Origin of the sequence: Streptomyces sp. NPDC059866 (assembly GCF_042731325.1) — a bacterium.
GTDB lineage: Bacteria > Actinomycetota > Actinomycetes > Streptomycetales > Streptomycetaceae > Streptomyces > Streptomyces flavusporus.
On the sequence record NZ_JBHWJT010000043.1, the window covers coordinates 1 to 21,028 of the forward strand.

A 21,028-nucleotide genomic window follows, 5' to 3' on the forward strand; every position below is an offset into this window, starting at 1 on the left:
TTCGGCGAGGGCGGCGGTGGTGCCGATGGCGTCGGCGGTCTGGGTGAGGAAGCCGATGCCGCGGGGGCGGGCCCAGGCGTCGACGGTGGCCTGCAGTTCCCGGGCGCGGTCCACCTGGCCCCGCAGCGCGGCCAACAACCCCAGATACGCACGGGTGTGATGAGCGAGCAACAGGTATCCGTGGGACGTCGTCAGCTCCAGGCAGCGCTGTCCGGTGCGTTCGGCCTCGTCCCACTCGCCGACCGTCATCTGGTCCAGCATGATCAGGTGCTGCGTGGTCATGCTGTTGCGCACGAAGCCCGTCTCGGCCTCGCGGTCCACGGTGCGCTGGAGATGCGGCCGGTACTGGCTGAGGGTGTCCACGTGGTAGGCGGCGACCCCCAGCCGGGTGATGTCCCAGGGCTCCATGTCCGCAAGCCGGGCGAACTCACGCTCCACTCTGTCCCCTACCTCGGCACCGTGCCGGACCACGTCGCCCCACGCGTCGCGGTAGATCAGCGAGCGCGACGAGGCCAGATCGCCCAGTGAGCCGAGCAAGACGCGGGTCTCCTCCCACTGCGCCGGGTCACCGGCGTACTGGTCGATCGCCAACAGCAGGTTCACGAGACGTGTGAGCACCTCGGACGCCTTGTGCGGTTCGCGGTCGAGCAGGTTCTCGATCGCCGCGGTCACCCGGCGGTGCGAGTGCTGTACGTCTCCGTCCTCGAAGAGCGCCATGTAGGCCGAGGTGACCACGGCGGCCGGGGACTCGGCCGTGCCCGGTGCCCGGTCGGAGCGGACGAGCTGCTGCGCCTGGTCGAAGAGCCCCGCGTGTCCGGCGACGAAGGCCGCGTCGCCGAGCCTGCGGGAACGGTCCTCGTGGTTCTCGCTGAGTTCCGCGGCGCGGGTCAGCCAGGCCACGGCAGCCACCGCGCCGCCCCGCCGGGTCGCGGACTCGGCCGCCGCCTCCAGGGCGGCCGCCACCTCTTCGTCCGGGTCGACGGTCGAGGCCGCGAGATGCGTGGCCCGCCGCTCGACGTCGTCGCGGTGCACGTGGGCGAGGGCCGCGTGCGCCGCGCGCCGCTCATTGGGCGTGGCCATCTGGACGACGGTGGAACGTACGAGCGGGTGCCGGAAGGCGAACTCGCCGCTGAGCGGGTCGACGTCCAGCAGACCGCAGGCCACGGCCTCGTCGGCGTCGCGCATGCGGTAGCGCCCCAGACCGGGTGCGGGCGCCGTTCCGGATGTCGCTCCGACACCGTCGAGAGCACCGCGCAGCAGCTCCTCACGGACGCCGTCGCTGAGCTTTCTGACACGTGTGCCGTATACGTGCTGGAGGCGTCGGGGCAGCGGCAGTGAGGCATCGTGGAGTCCGAGGACTCCGGCGGTCGCGAGTCCCGCGTGACCGACGCGGACGTGGGCGGGCAGTTCGAGCAGGGCCAGCGGGTTTCCCTGGGCCTGGTCCAGCACCAGCCGGCGGACAGCTGTGTCCAGGTCCGGGTGGCGCAGGTCCAGAAGCTGTCGGGCGGCCGTGTCCGACAGGGCTCTGACGGGCAGTTCGGGCAGGGCGGCGGTGTCGAAGCCCGATGTGATGTCCGAGCGCAGTCCGACCACGAGCTTCATCGAACTGCCGGTGAGCCGGCGACCCACGAAACCGATCACCGCGATGCTGGAGGCGTCCAGCCACTGGCCGTCGTCGAGGACCAGCAGCAGCGGCTTCGCCGAGGAGGCCAGGGACAGCAGGTCGAGGACGGCGATGCCGACCGACATGACCGACGGCGGCTTCCCGGCGCTGCGGCCGAAGGCGGTGTCGAACGCGGTGCGGTGCACTTGGTCCAGACCGTCGACGGAGGGCAGCAGGGAGTGGAACAACTGGTGCAGACCGGCGAACGGGAGCCCGGACTCCGCCTCGACCCCGGCGGCCCGGACCACCTCGTGGCCTGCCTGCGCCGCCACTTGGGCGACATGGTCGAGCAAGGTGCTCTTGCCCACACCCGTCTCCCCCTTGAGGACGAGGGCCTGACCTTCGGCGGCCGTCACGAACGCGGACAACCGCCCTCGTTCGCCGTTCCGGCCGATCATCGTCACGAGCGACGCCACGGCGCCTCACTCCCCTCACCAACGAACCAGCCACATGTGTACACGCTTCGAGCCTATGTGTGCGGAGCCCTGCTTTCGCGGCGAAGCAAGCCGCTGGGCACAAGTTCGGCTCGCTCCGGCTCCCCGGTCTCCGCCGGATGCGGGGCACGGCGGCTCGGGATGCCGATGCCGCGCACATACGTGTCGACCGCCACGTCGGCCGCCTGCCCGGGGCTCAGGTGTGCCAGCTGATGCGCTGCCAGGTTCACCAGCTCGGGCAGCAGCGGCCTCGCCCATCCCTCCGGGAGGCCGGGGCGCAGGAGGCCTTCGTCGGTGGCGCGCCGGAGGAAGGCGTCGACCTCGCGGACGGACGCGTCGCGGCGTGGGTGAATGGTGTCGTCGGCGAGCATGCGGGCGAGGTCGACGGGCCAGGTGCGGTTGACGGCGATGATGTTCTCGACGTAGCGGTGCAGGGCGACGGCGACGGGTGCCTCCCGGAGCCGCGCGTCCTCGATGGCGTGCTCGATGGCGGTAAGGCGAGATTCGTAGATGGCCGCCAGAAGGTCCTCGCGCGAGGCGAAGCGTCGGTAGACCGTGCGCCGGTCCACACCCGCCTCGGTGGCGATGCTCGCGATGCTCGCGATGCTCGCGGCGGGGTCGGCGGCGAGCATACGTGCTCCGGTGGTCAGGACGGCTTCCAGGTTGCGCGCAGCGTCGGCTCTCATTCCTTAAGAGTACCTCTGATGTAGAGAATCACATCCTTGCAGCCACTTCAATGCGCACTTAATGAATGGAAGTGCTACATTGGAGTGACAGTTGGATGGCGCACCGGAAGAGAGAAAGCACATGATCATCTACGACCGGCTTTTCATCGGAGGTACCTGGGCCGAGCCGGGCAACCCGGAGCTGCTCGACATCGCCTCCCCGCACGACCGGTCGGTGGTCGGCCGTGCCGCGCAGGCACAGCCGGCGGACGTCGACCGCGCGGTCGCCGCGGCACGGGCCTCCTTCGAAGCGGGCGAGTGGCGTCTGACCCCGCCCGCGGAGCGCATCGCGGTCCTGCGGCGGTTCAACGCACTGCGCGAGGAGAACGCGGAGAAGATCGCACACCTGATCTCGCTGGAGAACGGCTCGGCCGGCTGGTTCACCCGCGCCGGACAGCCCGGCCTGACCCGGCAGGCGAACGCCTACCTGAAGGCGGCGGAGGAGTTCGGCTGGGAGGAGACGCTTCAGCCCTCCGACCCGGCCTCCCCGGTGCGCAGTGTGGTGCGCCGCGAGGCGGTCGGCGTCGTGGCCGCGGTGATCCCGTGGAACTCGCCCTTCTCCTCGGCCACTTCGAAGATCATCCCGGCCCTGGTCGCCGGCAACTCCGTGGTCCTGAAGGTCTCCCCGGAGAACTCGCTGAGCATGGGCTTCCTGGCCGAGCTGCTGGAGCAGGTGGGCCTGCCCGAGGGCGTGATCAGCGTCCTGCCCGCGGACCGGGAGACCAGTGAATACCTGGTCTCGCACCAGGACGTCGACAAGATCGCCTTCACCGGCTCGACGCGAGCCGGCCGCCGCATCGCCGCGATCGCCGGCGAGCAGCTCAAGCGGGTCAGCCTGGAGCTGGGCGGCAAGTCCGCCGCCATCATCCTTCCCGACGCCGACATCGAGAAGGCCGTCGCGGGCGTGAAGTTCGGCTCCCTGCTCAACAACGGCGAGTCCTGCATCGCCCAGACCCGGATCCTGGCCCCGCGCAGCCGGTACGAGGAGGTCGTGGCCGCGCTGAAGGACCTGGTGGAGTCGCTCAAGGTGGGCGACCCGAACGACCCCGACACCTTCATCGGCCCGATGATCCGCCCCGACCAGCAGGAACGGGTGCGCAACTACGTCCAGCTCGGCATCGACGAGGGCGCCCGCCTCGTCACCGGCGGCCCGCAGATCCCCGAAGGCCTGGAGAAGGGCAACTACGTCACGCCCACCGTCTTCGCCGACGTCGACAACTCCATGCGGATCGCGCAGGAGGAGATCTTCGGCCCGGTCCTGGTGGTCATCGCCTACGACGACGAGGACGACGCCGTCCGCATCGCCAACGACTCCGAGTACGGCCTCTCCGGCGGCGTCTGGTCCTCCGACGAGGAACACGCCCTGGCGGTCGCCCGCCGCGTCCGCACCGGCACCATCACGGTCAACGGCGCATCCATCGCCTTCGACGGCCCGTTCGGCGGCTTCAAGGCCAGCGGCATCGGCCGCGAGTACGGCGCGGTCGGCCTCGGCACCTACACCGAGTACAAGACCATCACCGTCTGACCCCCGACCTTGCGAGCGCTCCGACCCCTCGCACGACACAGAACGACCGCCGACGGCGGCAGGTGGCCCAATCACCTGCCGCCGTCGGCAGTCGTTCCCGCTCGGAGCGCCGCGTTGTCGGCGGCCCCGGGGGAGTCCGTGCTGCGCGACCGGTCCGCACTGTGACCGGCGCCACCCCTTTTTGGACTTGCCGGTCCATTCTGGTTGGCGCATGATGACTGGACCGAACAGTCCATAAGGAATCGGAGCGCCTCGGTGATGTTCGCATCACCGGCAGGCTGATCGCCAGCCCTCGGCGGACGCGCATGACGTCGGAGACGGACGGGCCGGGCGCTGCGGAGACCCGCACATCATGGGAAGAAGGAAGATCGATCATGGAAACTGTTGAGCGCCTCGGCATCACTGAGGAACTCCGCCGTCTGATGGCCCGCTACGTCCGCTACGCGGATCACCAGCGCTGGGACGACCTGGCGAACCTGTTCACACCTGACGGCACGTTCACCCCGCACAAGCCGGACGGAACGGTGTGGCTGCGCATGAACGGCCGGGACGAGATCGCCGCGACGGTCGGCTCCAGCGGCGGCCCCGGTGTCACCCTGATCCACCACCTGTTCTCTGACGAGATCGACGTCGACTCGGGGACCACCGCCCGCGGCGTGTTCGCGATGGAGGACATCGTCACCCGGCCCGAGGGTGCCGAGGTGTCCGAAACCATTCCCTTCAGGGGTATGCACGGCTTCGGCCACTACCACGCACGTTTCGTCAAGATCGATGGTTCCTGGCGGATCGCCGAGCTCAAGCAGACCCGAGTCCGTCTGGACTTCACCGCCTGACCGCGCCCCTTCGCTTCGCCCGGAGGCGGGCAACCCGACCGGCCGCGGCGCGACTTCGCCCCCCGTTACCTGCCTACCGAGTAACAACCTCTCTTTCATTCCCACACGAAAGCAGCATTGACATGAGCAACAGCAACAAGCCCGCCGCGCTGGAGCCGTACACCATCGACGTCCCCCAGGACGTCCTCGATGACCTCAAGGACCGCCTGAAGAAGACCCGTTTCTTCGACGACCTGGACAACGAGGAGGAGTACTACGGCATCAGCACCGCATACCTGAAGCCGCTCGTGGAGTACTGGGCGGACGGCTTCGACTGGCGTGCGCAGGAGAAGCGGCTGAACTCCTACAACCAGCACAAGGTCGAAATCGACGACACACCCGTGCACTTCGTGTACGAGCGCGGCAAGGGCCCGAACCCGATCCCGCTCATCATCAGCCCCGGATGGCCGTGGCCCGGCGAGTTCAGCTATGCGCTCATCGGCCCGCTGACGGACCCCGCCGCCCATGGTGGTGACCCGTCCATCTCGTTCGACGTCATCATCCCGGACCTGCCCGGCTTCGCCTGGTCCACCCCTGTCGGCAGGGGCGATCTGAACTACTGGAAGATCGCCGACATCCTGCACAAGCTCATGACCGAGGTGCTGGGCTACGAGAAGTACGGGGCGGCGGGTTCCGACTACGGTGCTCTGGTGACGAGTGCGCTCGGCCACAAGTACGCCGACAGCATCATCGGCCTGCACTACGGCCACGACATGCCTCCGGGGCAGTTCGCCAACGAGCGGTTCTGGGATCTGACCGACGGCAACAAGATCCCGGAGGACGCCTCGCCGGAGCTGCGGGAGGGCTTGGAGAACTTCGTCAACACGTATGCCTCGCACGTCGCTGTCCACATGCTGGACGGCTCGACCCTCACCCACGGTCTGAACGACTCTCCCATCGGGATGCTCGCCTGGCTGCTGCGGCGGTGGAAGAAGTGGAGCGACAAGCGGGGCAACTTCGAGGAGGCTTTTCCCCGCGACTTCATCCTCACCCAGGCCACCATCTTCTGGGTGACGCAGTCCATCGGCACCTCGATCCGGATGTACCGCAACGCGGTGCGCCACCCGTGGGTGCCCTCCCACGACCGCCAGCCCGTCGTCGAGCCGCCGGCCGGCTTCACCTTCCTGCTCGGCGACGCCTACCCGCCCGCCATCAACACCGTCGAAGAGCGCATCGCCCTCTTCGAGAACGGGCCGACGCGCAGTTCCTTCAACGTGGTCAACGCCAACGCCCACATGAAGGGCGGCCACTTCGTCCACTACGAGAACCCCGAAGCGTTCGCCTCGGACCTCGTCGAGACCTTCCGCAGGATCGGTGGCTGACCCTGCAGGCGACGGGCCTCCTGCTCCGATTCCGGAGCAGGAGGCCCGTCGCTGTCAGAACCCCGGCACCGGTCGCCCGCGCAGCCGGTCGAGATGTGCGACATCGTCGGGACGGGTCGTCCAGACCACATGATGGCTGCCCACCGAGCCATGCTCCACTGCGGGCAGGGGCCCTGTGGCAACGTCCGGAAACCTTATGGCCGGCCACCGCAGTGGGGCTGGAGGCGCCGCTTTCTCGCCCGCTGCCGAGGACGGAACACCTCAGCAGCAGACCCACGCCCAGCACCACGCCGGCGCTCAGCACCCCGCTCCGATAACGGAGTCAGCCGACACATGTGCAGCGCCGCCACGTCGTCGGTTCCTTGACAGAGACACCTGATACGACGATCCTCGTAACCCGTTAGAGCGGTGATACGTGGTGGGTGTGTGCACATGTATCTCACACGCTCCGGATCGAACGCGAGGAAACGACATGATCAGCAGACGGAGACTGACCCAGGCCATGGCGGCGGCAGCGGCGACCGGAGCCGCCGGTCTCACCGGGGCGGGTCAGGCGTCGGCACGCACGGACACGGCGCCGACCGGGCGGATCGCACGCGATCTGGGGCCGGTGCGCCATACCCGTACCGATGTCCTCGACATCGCATATCACGACGTGGGCCCGGCCCACGGCAAGCCCGTGATCCTTCTGCATGGCTGGCCCTTCAGTCCCGTCGGCTCCTACGCCGAGGTGGCGCCCGCGCTCGCTCGGCGCGGCTACCGCTGCTACATCCCCTACCTGCGCGGCCACGGAGAGACCCGGTTCCTCCGCGACGACACCCTTCGCTCCGGCGAGCAGGCGGCGCTCGGCGCGGACCTGATCGCCTTCATGGACGCCCTGCGCCTTCCCCGGGCCCTGTTCGCCGGATACGACTGGGGCGGGCGGGCCGGTGACGTCGCCGCGGCTCTGCGGCCGGAGCGCTGCACCGGCGTGGTCTCCGTGAACGGCTACCTCATCCAGAACCTCGCCGTCGCCCAGGAGCCGCTGGCGCCCGCGCTCGAGGAGGGGTACTGGTACTTCTTCTACTTCCTCACTGAGCGGGGGCGGAAGGGGCTCCAACGCAACCGGGAGGACCTGGCACGGGTCGTCTGGCACCGCAACTCGCCCCAATGGCAGTTCACCGAGGTCGAGTTCGCGCAGGCGGCGGAGCTGTGGACCAACCCGGACTACGTCGACGTCGTGATCCACAGCTACCGGCACCGCCTGGCCGCGGCCCCCGGCGATCCCCGTTACGCGGAACTGGAGAAGCGGTTGCTGGAACAGCCGAAGATCACCGTTCCTGCCGTCACCCTGGACGGACAGGCCGACGGCGTCATCCCGCCGACCGACGGGACCGGCTACGCCGCCCACTTCTCGGGCCCTTGGAAGCACCATGTTGTCCCGGGGGCCGGACACAACCTCCCTCAGGAGCGGCCCGAAGCCTTCACCGCCGCGATCCTCGAAGTCGACGCCATGAGGTGACCGATCCGCGCCCCGACGTTCGTCACCGATTTGACGGGCGGCGAGTGGAAGGGCGTGCTGATAGCAGTCCAGGGCAACAACCAGGACGCCATCCACGATCGACGAAGTAGAGCACGGGCATGCACAAGGGGCTCACCGCGGAAGCCGCCGAGGCGGCGGTACGACACGCGCGATTCGGCAGGCTTCCCGAGCGCATCCGCTTCGAGGACATGACCGAAGAGGTCGAGGCCACGCCGGCCGACGGGGTCAACGCATCGTACGACCCCGCGGGCTCGTGGAAGTTCTACTCGTGCCTCGCCCTCGACCTGGGACTGTAGACACCCGGCAGACACGGACACCCCTTGTGCGCGGACGACTGCATACGCTGCAGAGCCACGTGTTGACATGACCGGACTCTGTGTACCGCCCCAAGGGCTCCATGCGATCGCAGCACTTGGAGACAGCAGCCCGATGAACGACCTGGACCGCCCAGCCTGCCTTGCCCCAGAGCACGGCTGATCGGGCGGGACGGGGTCTCGACTTCCCACGGTCCCGCTTCAGCGGCTCCGCGATCCACGGCGCGACGCTCCTGCTGACCGGCGAGGCCGGCACAGGCAAGGCCGTCCTGCGTCCGGCTGCGCTCTCGTAGAAGCCCTGTTCACCCTGATCCTGTTGTGCTCGTACAGCGGCGATCCACAGAAGTTGCCACCGCTGTTCCGGGCCCCTCGACCGGCTCACCCCCGCACCTCCCGACCTGCTGTGGGTGTGCGCGCAGAGGTTCGCCGACCTGGCACGCACCGCGCCCGGCCGCCGGTACCTGGCCGCACTGCCGCATCTGTGCCCGGACTACCACCAGGCGGGCCGCTGGGCCGAGGCCGCGCTGCTGGCCGGAGAGGGGCTGGCCCTGTGCGAGGAGTACGGCTGCCGCTTCTTCGCCTGCAAACTCCAGTTCGTGCAGGCGCTTGTGGTCAGGGCGCGGGGCGACGGGCGTCGATACGTCGGAGAGGCAGAGGGCCCAGGGACGGACCGGCTCTGGGGATGGCCAGCCCGCCCTCGGATGCTTTCGGTCGGTCCGACCGTCAGTCGGTGCGCCCGCGGAAGGTACGGCGCACGTCGTCGACCCAGGCGTCGGGTACTTCCCAGAACACGAAGTGGCCTCCGCCCGGGTGTGCGGTGACGTTGACGCGGTTGAACCAGGGCGCCCGGGGGCTGCCCAGGAAGTCCTGGACCCGGTTCTCGGTGGTCACGCCAGGCGGGTTCTCGTACCCGACCAGGGTGATGCCGGTGGGTGCCTGAACGGGCGGGGTGAGGTCGTGGGACGGGGTCCACGGGTAGCGGTTGGCGTTGGCGTACATCCGCATCGATGTGCTGATCGAGTTGGTGGCCCAGTAGATCGTCGCGTTGGTGAGAATGTCGTCCTTGCTGAAGACGTTCTCGACGTTGCCGTCGTTGTCGCTCCAGTTCGTCCACCGTTCGAGGATCCAGGCCAGCATGCCGGCCGGGGAGTCGCTCAGCGCGTGACCGAGGGTGCTGGAGTCGAGCATGTGCACGGCGACGTGGGCGACGAAGCGCTTCTGGAAGGAGAGGATCCCGGCGCGGATGTCCTCGGGCGTGCCCTCGGGGATCGTCTTACCGCCGGTGAGGTCCCAGGCCCGGTCGCCGTTGAACATGTTCAGCGGGATCGGTGAGCCGACGTGGATGGCGTACAGCGATTCGTAGTACTTGTGGCCGAGTTGAGCGGTGACCATGGAACCCAGGTCGGAGCCGGTGGCTGCGTACTTCTCATGGCCGAGGACTTCCGTCATCAGCTTGTGGAACAGGTCGGCGGCCTTCCAGAAGTTCATGTCCGGGTTGTCGGGCAGGGGCGTGGACCAGCCGAAGCCGGGCGTTGAGGGGACGATGACGTCGAACGCCTCGGCCGGATCTCCGCCGTGGGCACCCGGATCGGCGAGCTTGTCGATGACCTTGGTGGCCATCGCGACGGTCCAGGGCCAGCCCTGGAAGAGCAGCATCGGCTTCGGATCGGGGCCGACACCGGCCCTGCGCATGAAGTGGATGGGCACGCCGTCGACTTCGACCTGGTATTGCTCGTACTGGTTGAGCTCGGCTTCTGCCTCGCGCCAGTCGTATCCGTCGATCCAGTAGTCGATCAGTTCTTTCAGGTACTGGCCGTCCACGCCGTAGTACCAGTCGCGATTTCCGGCGTCCACGGCGTAACGGGTGCGCTGCAGACGCTCCTTGAGGTCGACGAGTACCTCGTCGGGGACGTGGATGGTGGTGGGGGTCAAGGGGAAGGGCTTGCTTGACATGCGGGAGTCTCTCTCGGGTGATGAGGCGTGGCCGGGGTGGCTCCGGGTCAGGGAACGATCTTGAGCCGCAGCCGGGTGAGCTCGCAGTCGGAGATGCGCCACTCGCTGTCGACCTTGCGATACGTGTCGTGGTAGTGACCGAAGCCGTGCAGGAAGGAGTAATGGGCCTCGCGGTCGTGGTAGATCCGGTCCTCCATGGCCCACACCCCTTGAGCAGTTGTGTCCGAGGTGAATGTGACCTCGTGTGTGGACAGGTGGTGGATGGGCTGGCCTGCCCCGACACGGCCGCCGATGGTCTTCGCGAATTCGGCGGCGGCGACTTCGTCGGCGAGTGTGCCGTCGACATCGCGGAATCGCATGACGGCGTCGTCAGTGAAGACTCCTGCCATCTTCTCCCATTGCCTGGTGTCGGCGTACCGGACGTAGCGGGCCCTCAGTTCGCGGATTTGGTCGAGGTCGGTATGCGTCGTGACGGTCATGTATCCGCCCTCCTTCGCCGAGATGTGTCTATTGCCTAACAGATGTGTCTTGTCCGTGTACTCAGCCATACGACTGCCGGTGGCACATGTGAGGGGTGGGTTGAGCTTCGGCCGCTTTCTCAGGAACGGGGTACCGGAGCGGTGCTTTCCGCGGTCTGGTCCGCGCCGATGTGCATGTCCTGCGACTCGTTCTCCTGGTGGCCGGTGGGTATCAGCAGGCACGAGGTGAGTCCGACGACCGCGGCGACGGCCAGTACCAGGAACACCGCGACCCAGCCGCCTTCGCTCGGGTATCCGTCCGCCCGCGCGGTGGAGGCGAGAATCGTGGTGACGACGGCTGCGCCGACCGCACCGCCGATGGTGCGGATGTTGGCGTTCATTCCGCTCACGGCACCTGTGTGTTCGGCGGGCACCGCGTGCACGACGAGCGCCGACAGTGCGGAAAGGCCGACGCCGAATCCAATGCCGCCTATCGCCATGGTGAGAGCGATTTGCCATGGTTCTCCGTGGAAAGCCGCCAGCAGCAGGAGGCTGACCACGACGGGTACGGAGCCAAGGATGAGCAGCGCCTTGGCCGGTATTCGGGTGGCGAGCGGACCGGTCACGACCCCGCTCGCGAACTGAGTGAGCGTCACCGGAAGGAACAGCAGGCCGGACATGGTGATCGACTTGCCGAGCCCGTACCCGGTGGCCGTGGGCACCTGGAGGAAGGACGGGACGAAGCCGAAGACCGAGTAGAGGGTGAAACCGAAGAGGAACGAAGCCAGGTTCGCCGTCCACACAGGACGCATCCGGAAGACGCGCATGTCGATCAAGGGGTGGCGGGACCGGTTCTCCCACCAGACCCACAGCGTCCCGACCGCGAGTGCCCCGGCGAGCAGGCCGAGCGTCCGCCCGGACAGCCACCCCCAGTCCTGGCCGAGGCTGAGCGGCAGCAGCAGGAGGACCAGAGTGCCGGCCAGCGTCACGGTGGCACCCACGTTCAGTCGTCCAGCGGCTGTGGCGCCGCTGGACCGCGGCAGGAAGAAGAACACGGCTATTGCGACGAGCCCATTGGCGATGGCGGGAAGCCAGAACAGCCAGGCGACACCCAGAGAGGAGACGATGGGGCCGGCCACCAGTACCCCGAGTGCCCCGCCGACGGAGCTGACGGCGGCGATCGTGCCGACCGCGGTGCCGACCTGGCGTCGGGGCACCAGGTCGCGTACCAGGCCGAAGGCCAGGGGCAGTGTGGCACCGCCGGCGCCCTGGAGGACGCGGGCGAGGACGAGCACGGGGAGGCTGGTGGCGAGGGCGCCGATCACGCTGCCGAGAGCGAGCAGGGCGAGGACCGCGACGAGTACGTGGCGCTTGCCGACCTGGTCACCGACTCGTCCCAGCACGGGTGTCAGGACGGCGCTCGAGAGCAGGAAGCCGGTGAGTACCCACCCCACTCCGAGCTGGCTCGTGTGGACGTGATCGCGCAGCGCCTCCAGACCGGGGTTCACCACGGACTGGACCAGGGCGTACGAGACCGAGGCGACCGATAGAAGCGTCAGCGAAGCCTGCGCCCCTTCCGCGCGGAAGGGGCGCGTCCGGGGTGGGGGGTCGGGGGAGCGCTCCAAAGCAGGATTGGATGGCATGGTCCAATCTTGACTCGCCAAAATAGGACCGTCAAGTCCAATCTTGCGGTCGGGCCTACGCGGTGCCCACGGCCGCAGGCTGCAACGGGCTGATCGCCGCGGTCAGGGCCGCGTCGAGATAGTCCGTGCGCCCCGTCCCCTGGAGCATCACGACACCCCCCTGTACGGCCGCCAGGATGCTCCGCGCCCGTCGCCGTACGGCTTCCTCTTCGTCGGACGTAACTGCCTTCACGCCGCGTACGAGAGCTGCCTCCCATTCGTCGTAGAGAGAGGTGACGATCGAGCGGGCCTGGGGCGAGGACTTGCCCAGTTCGGCAGTCAGGCTGCCGAGGGGGCACTTCTGTCCCAGTTCCGTGTAGTGGTCGAGTACTGCCTGCCGCCACCCCTGCCAGGACTCCCACGTGGAGAGATCGCCGAGATGCGGCTGCTGCGCCTCGAGGACCTGCCCTGCCTCGTACTCGGCCACGGCGGCAAGGATGTCGGCCCTGCCCTCGGGAAAGTAGTGGAACAGCTGGCTCTTGCTGGTGGCCGTGGCTGCCCGCACGTCGTCGAGCGTCGTCTCGGCAGCCCCCTTGTCCCTGGTCAGCATCGCCGCAGCGACGATGATGCGGTGTCGGGTAGCTCTGCCCTTGGCGGTCATTCCCTTGTTCATCTCATCATCATCCCACTTCTTTGGACCCTTCGGTCCACCTCTGGGGTGAGCGTGGCGAGCCCGTGGGCGGCGGCGAGATCGACGATCTCCGTTCCCGGCTCGCCCCGGCAGCCGGATACTCCAGGGGAGTCCCTGGACGTGCGCCTCGAGCTTCTCGCCGAGCAGGCCGATCTCCGCCTTGTCCGGTGCGGGAGCGATGCTCGTGATCCCGTTCAACGCGGGAATCTGCGAGCCGGTGATCGCCAGTAGAGCACCACCGGGACCGCGCTCACGAAAGCCGTTCGGAAGAACCCCGGCAAGTGCCTCCACCGCCTGAAAGGCCCCAGCGGCCTGGGAAACCACATCGCCGTCGGTCATACGTGTGAATATGACGCGCGAGAAACGTGTGAGATGTGTACGGTTTTCGGCCTCGGACGCGCCCCCGTTTGAACGCGCCCGAGGAGCAGAGCCTTCTGGACTTGCTGGTCCAAAAAATTCTTCCTACGCTCGACGACATCCGACACACACAGACAACGACCCTGGAGGCCCTTGACATGGCTGCCACCGACAACGACGTACTCGTCCGCGACTTCGTGAACACCTTCAACACACAGGATGCCGACGCCCTCGCCCCGTTCCTGGCCGACGACGTCGTCTTCACCGCCTACGGCGACTCACCGGTCAAGGGCCGCGACGCGGTCATCGCCCTGTGGAAGGGCGTCTTCGCGAACTTCGCACAGATCAAGTTCGAGACCGTGCACCAGGCGGTGAACGGTGACGTCGTCATCGCCGAACAGATCCACGGACTCGCCCTGCCCGGCGGGAAGCTCGCCCCGGTGATGAACATGGCGATCTACGAGTTCCGCGACGGCAGGATCGCGGCCTGGCGCGACTACACCAACCCCGCCTACGCATCCACCCTGCTGCAGGCCTGAGCGGACCAGTCTCTCCGATTGCATCCGCCGGTCATCCGGCGGTCGTACCGACAGAAAGAGGTGTGCGCCATGCGCGCTGTAGTAGTGGAAGAGCTGGGCGGACCGGAAGTACTCCAGCTGAAGGAATGGCCCGACCCCGAGCCAGGGCCGGGCGAACTGGTGGTGGACGTCGACTTCTCCGGTGTCAACTTCATGGACACCGGCACCCGTACCGGATTCGCAGTGCCCGGCAACCCGCCCTTCGTCCCCGGGGTCGAGGGCGCCGGCCGGGTCACCGCCATCGGTGAGGGCGTCAGCGGCTTCGCGATCGGCGACCGGGTGGCCTGGGTCTCCGTCTACGGCAGTTACGCCGAGAGGATCGCGGTCCCCGCCGCCCAGGTCGTCCCGGTCCCGGACGACATCTCCAGCGACGTCGCCGCCGCAACGATGATGCAGGGCCTCACCGCGCACCACTTCGTCACCGAGTCCGCACCCCTGGCCGAGGGCGAGACCGCGCTCGTGCACTCCGCCGCCGGCGGTGTGGGGCGCATCGTCACCCAACTGCTCAAGCTGCGCGGCGCGCGCGTGATCGGCCTGGTCTCCCGTGAGGATAAGGTCCAGGCCGCGAAGGCGGCGGGTGCGGACGAGGTCCTCGTCTCCTCGGGCGGTGACTTCGTGAACCGGGTCAAGGACCTGACCGACGGCGAGGGCGTACACGCGGTCTTCGACGGCGGCGGTGCCACCACGTTCTGGCCCTCGATCGAGTCCCTGCGACGGGTCGGGACGCTGGTCTACTACGGCCCGCTGATCGGCGACATCCCCACGGTGCGGCTGCTCGACCTGCCCAAGAGCATCAGGGTCACCTACGCAGTGTTCGCGGACCACATCCACAACCGGGAGCTGCTGCTCAAGCACGCCGGAGACCTGTTCGACAAGATCCGCGAGGGCAAGCTGCGGATCGACATCACCGAACGCTACCCGCTGGGCGCTGCCGAGCAGGCACACGCCGACATCGAATCGCGGCGCACCTCCGGCAAGCTCCTGCTCGATCCGAGCCTTTGAGCCGGCCACAGACACACCGGACAACGTCGCACGACGGCACGACGAGCCCCCGGAGAGCCCGGGGAAGAACTACAGCAAACTCCGGCAGGTGACACCCCGCCGGCCGGGACGAATCGATTGCGCGGAGGCCCCGGCCCCCTCCGGCTCGACGCCGACGCTCCGGGCCGCCTCAGACGGCGGCCAGGGAGCCCGACGGACGGCTGACCTGGACCAGGCCCGGCAGCTGCGGATGGAGGGTCGCGGGCAGTGCGGCGCGCACCGCCTCGATCTGCGGCTCGCGGGCCGGCGGTGTCGAGGCCGGGGCGAGCGGCAGGGGGTCGAGGATGCCGACGACGGTGAACCCGTGGCCGTCGATGTGGACCTGCCTGGACTCCTGACCGGTGCGCACCCGGTCGAAACCGAGGCGGGAAGCGGCGCGGAAGCCCAGGGCCACGGTCAGGAAGCGTGCCGTGGTCGGGGAGGGGAACGATCCCGAGCGGACGGCCCCATGGACCGCCCTGAGCAGGTTGGTACGAGGGGCCAGGACGCTGATGCCGGATGCGTCGGCCGGGTCGGCGCGGTCGGAACGCAGGACGGTCTTGCGGGTGTTGGCCACGGCGCTCGCGCTGGTCACCGGGCCGATGCGGGCGGCCATGGCGTCCGCGCCGGTGGGGAGGACCACCGGGGGAGACCGGCCTGTTCGGGGTCGTCGTCGGCGAGCACAACACCTTCCTGACATTCGGCCGCAAACCTGATGTCGCCCAGGTCACCCGCACGTACCTGCGGCCGGACTCAGATCCAGGTGTCGAGCCACATCCTGGCGCGCCAGTCGGCATACGGGATCGTCTGCCCGGTGTAGATCGGGAAGAGGTGGATGAAGTTCCAGGCGATGAGCAGGACCAGCACGCCTGCGGTCACCGCACCTCGTGTGCGGCGCTTGTCAGTCGCTCCCGGCGGCCCCAGCAGGGCTCCCAGCATCATCGTGACGGCCAGGCACAGGTACGGCACGAAGGCGACCGCGTAGAAGGAGAAGATCGTGCGGTCCTGGTACAGGAACCAGGGCAGATACCCGGCACCCACCGCACACAGGACGGCGCCGGAGCGCCAGTCGCGGCGCAGCGCCCATCGGTAGAGCAGGTACACGAGTGCGCAGCATGCCGACCACCACAGGAGCGGTGTTCCCAGGGCGAGGATCGCCTGTGAGCAGTCGGCCGTCGTGTGGCAGCCGTCCGTCCCGGGTTTCGGTGACTCGTAGTGGAACAGCACAGGGCGGCCCAGAACCAGCCAACTCCAGGGGTTCGACTCGTACTTGTGGGGGGTGTGCAGTCCCACGTTGAACCGGTAGACGCCGTACTCGTAGTGCCACAGGCTGCGCAGCGGGGCCGGGATCCAGGACCAGGTGCCGCCGTGGCCGTCCGCCCAGTGGCGTCCGTAGCCGTTGTCGGACAGGAACCAGCCGGTCCATGTCGCCAGATATGTCACGACGGCGACCGGAACCAGGGACAGCACCGACCAGCCGAGGTCCTTGCGCAGCACCGCCCGGTAGGGGCGGCATGCCCCGGCGACGCGGCGGGAGCCGACGTCCCACAGCAGAGTGAGGGTCACGAAGAAGGCGAGGAAGTACAGGCCGTTCCATTTGGTCGAGGCCGCCAGGCCCAGGAAGAGGCCGGCTGCGAGCCGCCAGGGACGCACTCCCGTCCCGGCATGGTCGCCGGTGTGTGCGTCCGGGCGTATGTGGCCGTCCTCGTCGACCGGCAGGGCTGCCGCGAGCCGGGCTCGTGCGTGGTCCCGGTCGATGAGCAGACATCCGAACGCCGCCAGCACGAAGAACATGACGACGAGGTCGAGCAGAGCGGTCCGGCTCATCACGTAGTGCAGGCCGTCCAGAGCCATCAGCGCTCCGGCCAGGCAACCCAACAGTGTCGAGCGGAACAGGCGGCGCCCTATGCGGCACAGCATCAGCACCGACAACGTGCCGAGGACCGCGGTCATGAAGCGCCAGCCGAACGGGTTGAGGCCGAACATCCACTCGCCGAGGGCGATCACCCACTTGCCCGTCGGCGGATGTGCGACGAAGGCGCCGGTGTCGGAGAGCGGGATCACCTGGGGATCGGTGAGGATCTGCGGGTCGGCGATCTTGCGGTCCGGCCAGGTGCCCTCGTAACCGAGCTGCAGCAGGGACCAGGCGTCCTTGGCGTAGTACGTCTCGTCGAACACAACCGCCCGCGGGCTGACCAGACGCCAAAACCGCAACAGCCCGGCCAGCAGCGCCACCAGCAGCGGCCCGCCCCATCCGGACCAGCGCGCCAGCCGGCCCGCCATTGCCGGGGAGAGGCCGAGCGTGCGCCACAGCCGTGACCCGGGCTCGGGAAACGGCACGACCAGGCGGTCGCGCACGGACGTACGCGGCCGCTCCACGTACCCGAACCGGCGCAGCCGCCGCTCCCAGGAGACCGCCCGGGGCTTCGCCGCCTGCTGAGGCTCGTCGGCCGGCGCGGGTGGGTTCTCATGAATCACGTAGTGAGCTTTCAATTCGTGGAGAGCAGGACAAGCGGGGATCAGCTGACCGGCGGGCGGTGGTTGAGGTCCGTGTCGGCGTCGGCGCTCCCTTGGCAGTGGAGGCGGGGCGGACCGTCGACGGTGTCAGGAACGACTCGGCAGAGGTGACGGGGCGGGGCTGAGGACCGTTGGACCTGTCCTGAGCGAAAAGGCCTGCCAGGACCATCAGCCCGACTCCAAGTCCGGCAACGGTCAGCACGGATCCGGTGGCCATCCAGGCCGTCCGGGTCTGCTGCCGGGCGTGGATGTCGGCTTGCAGGCGGTGTCGGTGACGGTCGTCGTAGGGCGGGTCCTCCTGACTGTCACGCATCATCCGTGCCAGCTCATGCTCGAAGTGATCCATGGCTCCTTCTTCACTCCACCGGCTCGACTGTCTCGGCCAGAAGCTGCCGCAACCGTGCAACGCCGCGTGCCGTGAGCGAACGGGCGGTACCCACCGGGCACCCCAGCACTTCCGCGACGTGCCGCTCGGGCAGATCCTGGTAGTAGCGCAGCACCACCGCAGCCCGCTGCCGCGCCGGCAGCGACGCCAACGCCGTCTCCAACCGGGTCCGCTCGTCCACGGCGGCGGTCTCATCCCCCACCCCGGGCGGATCGGGCAGCTGGTCGACGGGATGCTCGCCCCACCAGCGACGCCGCGCCGAGCGAGCCACGGCACGGACCAGGATCCTGCGCACATAGGCCTCGGGCGCCTGATCGGCCACCCTCGGCCACGCAAACCACAGCTTGACCAGCGCCTCCTGCAGCAGATCCTCGGCCCGGTGCCGGTCTCCGCCAGTGAGCAGCCGCGCCAGATGAAGCAACGCCGACCACCGAGCCGCCACGAACCGGTCGAACGCATCGGCCCGCAACTGCCCCATCAGCGTCGCCCCCTTGCCTCCCTGCCGAGCACGCCGGCCTCTACCGCGGACACGCCCCTTGTCACTACAACAAAGACACTGGCCCCTACCTCGCTATGCGCCCCCGCCATATGGCGTGGATCACACACACGCGAGCCTGACGGTGCGGAATGTCGGCCTTGCGGTACATGTCTGCCCAGCGGCATCGTGCATGTGTCCTTCCTCACTCCTTGAACGGTCGTGTGAACCCCGCACCGGCCCGGCTCCGGTTATCAGGCATGGGAAGCAATGAACTCACCGACAAGGTGGCGCAACTCATCGAGAAGCCGGGGTCGTTGAGCATCGTCCAGGCCGGCGATCCGGTGCTCCGGAAGAAGACCGCTTCCTACGACGGGCAGCTCGACGACGACATGCTGCAGCATCTGATCGCCAGGATGCGCGAGACGATGGAGCAGATTCACGGAGCTGTCGGACTGGCCGCGCCGCAGGTCGGGCTGCCGCTGCGGCTTGCGGTGCTGTCGACACCCGCAGAGTTCTCCGCCCGGTTGATCGAGCGCGGGCAACAGCCCGTGCCGTTCACCGTGCTGGTCAACCCTTCGTACAAGGCTGTCGGACGACCGCGGAGGGCGAGCTTCGAAGGGTGCCTGAGCGTGGACGGCTGGCAGGCCGTGGTGACTCGTCCCGACCGGATCAGGCTGACTCGCGAGGACGAGGCGGGACAGCGCCATGTGGAAGAGCATGCCGGGCTCGGGGCGCGGATCATGCAGCATGAGACCGACCACCTCGACGGGATGCTCTACCTTGACCGCGCCGAGCTGCGGTCCCTGTCCACGACGGAGCAGGCAGTGGTGCGGTGGGGTGCCAACGGTCTGGCTGACGCCGCCAAGCAGCTCGGCTTCCCGCTGCCGTAACGGACCTCTGGGACAGGGAGGGTGAACCGGGGCCGCCCTCTCAGAGCCAGCCGCGGCGGGCGGCCTGCCAGGCGAGCTACATGCGGGTCCCCGGCGCCGGCACGTGTCATCAGACTCTGGATGCGGCGCTGGACGGTCCTTCGGCTGAGGCCCATCTGCTGGACGCTGTCGCCCGCGGAGTCCCGGGCCGTGACGCGCAGCGTCACGTACGAGGCGCCGATCCGATGGCACGGGCGGTCCACCGTGGCCCGGAACGTGTCGTGGCCACGGTCGTGGACGTTCGCCGGACGCCAGGTGCGGCTGTCGTCGTACGAGATCTCGACCTGCACCTCGACCCGTGCGGGGCGGGTGCCCTGTCCTGGGCGCGGACGGTGACGTCCACGCCGTACGACCAGGCCCGGGTGATGGTGTTGTGGGCGTCGACCGGTACGGCGTAGTCGAGTTGGAGGAGGGGCAGCTCGGTGGGCTTGTCCCTGGAGGGCGAACGGAACGACCAGGTCGTCGCGGTCGCGTAGTCCCAGTCGGGGGAGGTGCGCGAAGTGTTCAGCTCCAGGCGGTAGTCGGCGGGGCTGGTCGGCACCTCGGCGTCCAGGCGGCCTTGGGACACCAGGGATGAGGCGTCGGAGGGGAGCACCGTCAGGCGCCCGTCCTGTTCGAAGGTGTGGAAGACGATGCCGTCGCGTCCGGGGCCCGGCCTTACCGAGGCCGTCTGCCGGCCCTCCGGGCCCTTGGCCACAGTCACGCTGTCGCCGGTGATCAGGCGGACGGTCGTCCAAGCGGGTGTGTCTCATCGGTTCCGTGCCTCTCCCGGCGCGCTGTGTGCCGTTCATCTGCGCGACAGAATCCGACGGCCGCGAGGCAGGTGTCACTCGATACCGGTGGCACAGCTGGGACATGTCATAAGGGCGACAGAGGACATGTGTAATTCGCGAAGTCGCCAATCACCGGCTTGACGGGTGACGGAACGGTTGCCATGATTACGTCACCGCCTCAACCGGTGACACGAAAAGTGTCCTGGTCGGCAGGCGCCCGAAGACCTTTCGACCCAGATGGGGAGCACTAGTCATGGCAGTCAGCTACACCGCCGTTGTCGACGTCGACGGAGAGGGCCGGAACGGCGGTCACGTCCGCTCCTCCGACGGTCTGCTGGAGACCGGCCTCGCCCTCCCCAAGGAGCTCGGCGGCGCCGGCACCGCGACCAACCCCGAGCAGCTTCTGGCCGCAGGCTGGGCCGCCTGCTTCCTCGGCGCTTTGCGCCGCGCCGCCACCATCCGCAAGATCCGGCTCACCAGCACCACCATCACCGCCGAGATAACCCTCACGCACGGCGACGACGGCGAGTTCTCCCTCTCCGCGGTCCTCAACCCGGTGCTCGGCGGTGTCGACCAGGCCACCGCCGAGGAGCTCGCGCAGGCCGCCCACCAGATCTGCCCGTACTCCAAGGCCACGCGCGACAACATCCCGGTCACCATCAACGCCAGCGCCGCCGCCTGACCCGTCCTCCTGGACCGCGGGTCCCGTGTTCCCCCTGCACGGGACCCGCCACCCCCTCAGCCGTACCCACACCGCCGACCGAAGAGCGAGGGCAGGACATGGCCTCCATGACGCACACATACGTACGGATCGCCCCGCAGCCTCGTTCGGATCGCGACTGCCTCCCCGGCGAGCGGCCGTCCCGAGACGCGGCAAGCTCCGAGGACCG

At 68.4% G+C, this 21,028-nt stretch carries 19 protein-coding genes; 9 read left to right on the top strand and 10 right to left on the bottom strand.

Annotated features, from left to right (window positions below; genetic code table 11):
• Positions 1-2,061: AAA family ATPase (locus ACFV7R_RS40035; protein WP_385273618.1), on the bottom strand; the 2,061-nt coding region annotated here is incomplete at its 3' end.
• 71 nt (positions 2,062-2,132) lie between these two features.
• Positions 2,133-2,729, bottom strand: coding sequence for a TetR/AcrR family transcriptional regulator (locus ACFV7R_RS40040; RefSeq protein WP_385273621.1), 597 nt, complete (start codon positions 2,727-2,729; stop codon positions 2,133-2,135).
• 175 nt (positions 2,730-2,904) lie between these two features.
• Between ACFV7R_RS40040 and ACFV7R_RS40045 the strand changes: the two genes are divergently transcribed.
• The 5 genes from ACFV7R_RS40045 to ACFV7R_RS40065 all read left to right on the top strand — a co-directional run bounded on the left by ACFV7R_RS40045 (position 2,905) and on the right by ACFV7R_RS40065 (position 8,359).
• Entirely contained in the window at positions 2,905-4,347 is a 1,443-nt protein-coding gene (locus ACFV7R_RS40045; RefSeq protein WP_385273503.1) for an aldehyde dehydrogenase, read from the top strand.
• A 374-nt stretch (positions 4,348-4,721) separates the two neighbouring features.
• Positions 4,722-5,180, top strand: coding sequence for a nuclear transport factor 2 family protein (locus ACFV7R_RS40050; protein ID WP_385273505.1), 459 nt, complete (start codon positions 4,722-4,724; stop codon positions 5,178-5,180).
• A gap of 122 nt (positions 5,181-5,302) precedes the next feature.
• Positions 5,303-6,541, top strand: coding sequence for an epoxide hydrolase family protein (locus ACFV7R_RS40055; protein ID WP_385273508.1), 1,239 nt, complete (start codon positions 5,303-5,305; stop codon positions 6,539-6,541).
• Between the two features lie 472 nt (positions 6,542-7,013).
• Positions 7,014-8,042, top strand: a complete 1,029-nt coding sequence (locus tag ACFV7R_RS40060; protein ID WP_385273511.1) for an alpha/beta fold hydrolase — start codon at positions 7,014-7,016, stop codon at positions 8,040-8,042.
• Positions 8,043-8,161: 119 nt separating this feature from the next.
• Positions 8,162-8,359: a hypothetical protein gene (locus ACFV7R_RS40065; RefSeq protein ID WP_385273514.1), complete on the top strand. Its 198-nt coding sequence runs from the start codon at positions 8,162-8,164 to the stop codon at positions 8,357-8,359.
• A gap of 741 nt (positions 8,360-9,100) precedes the next feature.
• Here the strand turns inward: ACFV7R_RS40065 and ACFV7R_RS40070 are convergent.
• The 4 genes from ACFV7R_RS40070 to ACFV7R_RS40085 form a co-directional block, all read right to left on the bottom strand.
• Positions 9,101-10,330, bottom strand: coding sequence for an epoxide hydrolase family protein (locus ACFV7R_RS40070; RefSeq protein WP_385273517.1), 1,230 nt, complete (start codon positions 10,328-10,330; stop codon positions 9,101-9,103).
• A 47-nt stretch (positions 10,331-10,377) separates the two neighbouring features.
• Positions 10,378-10,809: a nuclear transport factor 2 family protein gene (locus ACFV7R_RS40075; protein ID WP_385273520.1), complete on the bottom strand. Its 432-nt coding sequence runs from the start codon at positions 10,807-10,809 to the stop codon at positions 10,378-10,380.
• 119 nt (positions 10,810-10,928) lie between these two features.
• On the bottom strand, positions 10,929-12,347 hold the full coding sequence (locus ACFV7R_RS40080; RefSeq protein WP_385273624.1) for an MFS transporter: 1,419 nt from the start codon (positions 12,345-12,347) through the stop codon (positions 10,929-10,931).
• 139 nt (positions 12,348-12,486) lie between these two features.
• Positions 12,487-13,083, bottom strand: a complete 597-nt coding sequence (locus ACFV7R_RS40085; RefSeq protein ID WP_385273523.1) for a TetR/AcrR family transcriptional regulator — start codon at positions 13,081-13,083, stop codon at positions 12,487-12,489.
• 533 nt (positions 13,084-13,616) lie between these two features.
• Between ACFV7R_RS40085 and ACFV7R_RS40090 the strand changes: the two genes are divergently transcribed.
• Positions 13,617-13,997 carry a nuclear transport factor 2 family protein gene (locus tag ACFV7R_RS40090; protein ID WP_385273526.1) on the top strand — a complete coding sequence of 127 codons (381 nt, stop codon included), beginning with the start codon at positions 13,617-13,619 and terminating at the stop codon, positions 13,995-13,997.
• Between the two features lie 69 nt (positions 13,998-14,066).
• On the top strand, positions 14,067-15,038 hold the full coding sequence (locus ACFV7R_RS40095; protein WP_385273529.1) for a quinone oxidoreductase family protein: 972 nt from the start codon (positions 14,067-14,069) through the stop codon (positions 15,036-15,038).
• Positions 15,039-15,207: 169 nt separating this feature from the next.
• Here ACFV7R_RS40095 and ACFV7R_RS40100 read toward each other — a convergent pair whose 3' ends face one another.
• The 3 genes from ACFV7R_RS40100 to ACFV7R_RS40110 all read right to left on the bottom strand — a co-directional run bounded on the left by ACFV7R_RS40100 (position 15,208) and on the right by ACFV7R_RS40110 (position 18,436).
• The gene (locus ACFV7R_RS40100; RefSeq protein WP_385273532.1) at positions 15,208-15,699 is read right to left on the bottom strand and encodes a hypothetical protein; all 492 of its coding nucleotides are present in this window, start codon (positions 15,697-15,699) and stop codon (positions 15,208-15,210) included.
• A gap of 110 nt (positions 15,700-15,809) precedes the next feature.
• Positions 15,810-17,339: a dolichyl-phosphate-mannose--protein mannosyltransferase gene (locus ACFV7R_RS40105; RefSeq protein ID WP_385273627.1), complete on the bottom strand. Its 1,530-nt coding sequence runs from the start codon at positions 17,337-17,339 to the stop codon at positions 15,810-15,812.
• Positions 17,340-17,929: 590 nt separating this feature from the next.
• Positions 17,930-18,436 carry a SigE family RNA polymerase sigma factor gene (locus ACFV7R_RS40110; RefSeq protein ID WP_385273535.1) on the bottom strand — a complete coding sequence of 169 codons (507 nt, stop codon included), beginning with the start codon at positions 18,434-18,436 and terminating at the stop codon, positions 17,930-17,932.
• 221 nt (positions 18,437-18,657) lie between these two features.
• On the opposite strand from ACFV7R_RS40110, the gene ACFV7R_RS40115 reads away from it, so the two are divergent.
• Positions 18,658-19,326, top strand: coding sequence for a peptide deformylase (locus ACFV7R_RS40115; protein ID WP_385273538.1), 669 nt, complete (start codon positions 18,658-18,660; stop codon positions 19,324-19,326).
• Between the two features lie 202 nt (positions 19,327-19,528).
• Here the strand turns inward: ACFV7R_RS40115 and ACFV7R_RS40120 are convergent, their stop codons facing one another.
• Positions 19,529-20,068: a hypothetical protein gene (locus ACFV7R_RS40120; protein WP_385273541.1), complete on the bottom strand. Its 540-nt coding sequence runs from the start codon at positions 20,066-20,068 to the stop codon at positions 19,529-19,531.
• A gap of 323 nt (positions 20,069-20,391) precedes the next feature.
• On the opposite strand from ACFV7R_RS40120, the gene ACFV7R_RS40125 reads away from it, so the two are divergent.
• Positions 20,392-20,820, top strand: a complete 429-nt coding sequence (locus tag ACFV7R_RS40125; protein WP_385273544.1) for an organic hydroperoxide resistance protein — start codon at positions 20,392-20,394, stop codon at positions 20,818-20,820.
• The last annotated feature ends 208 nt before the right edge of the window (positions 20,821-21,028 follow it).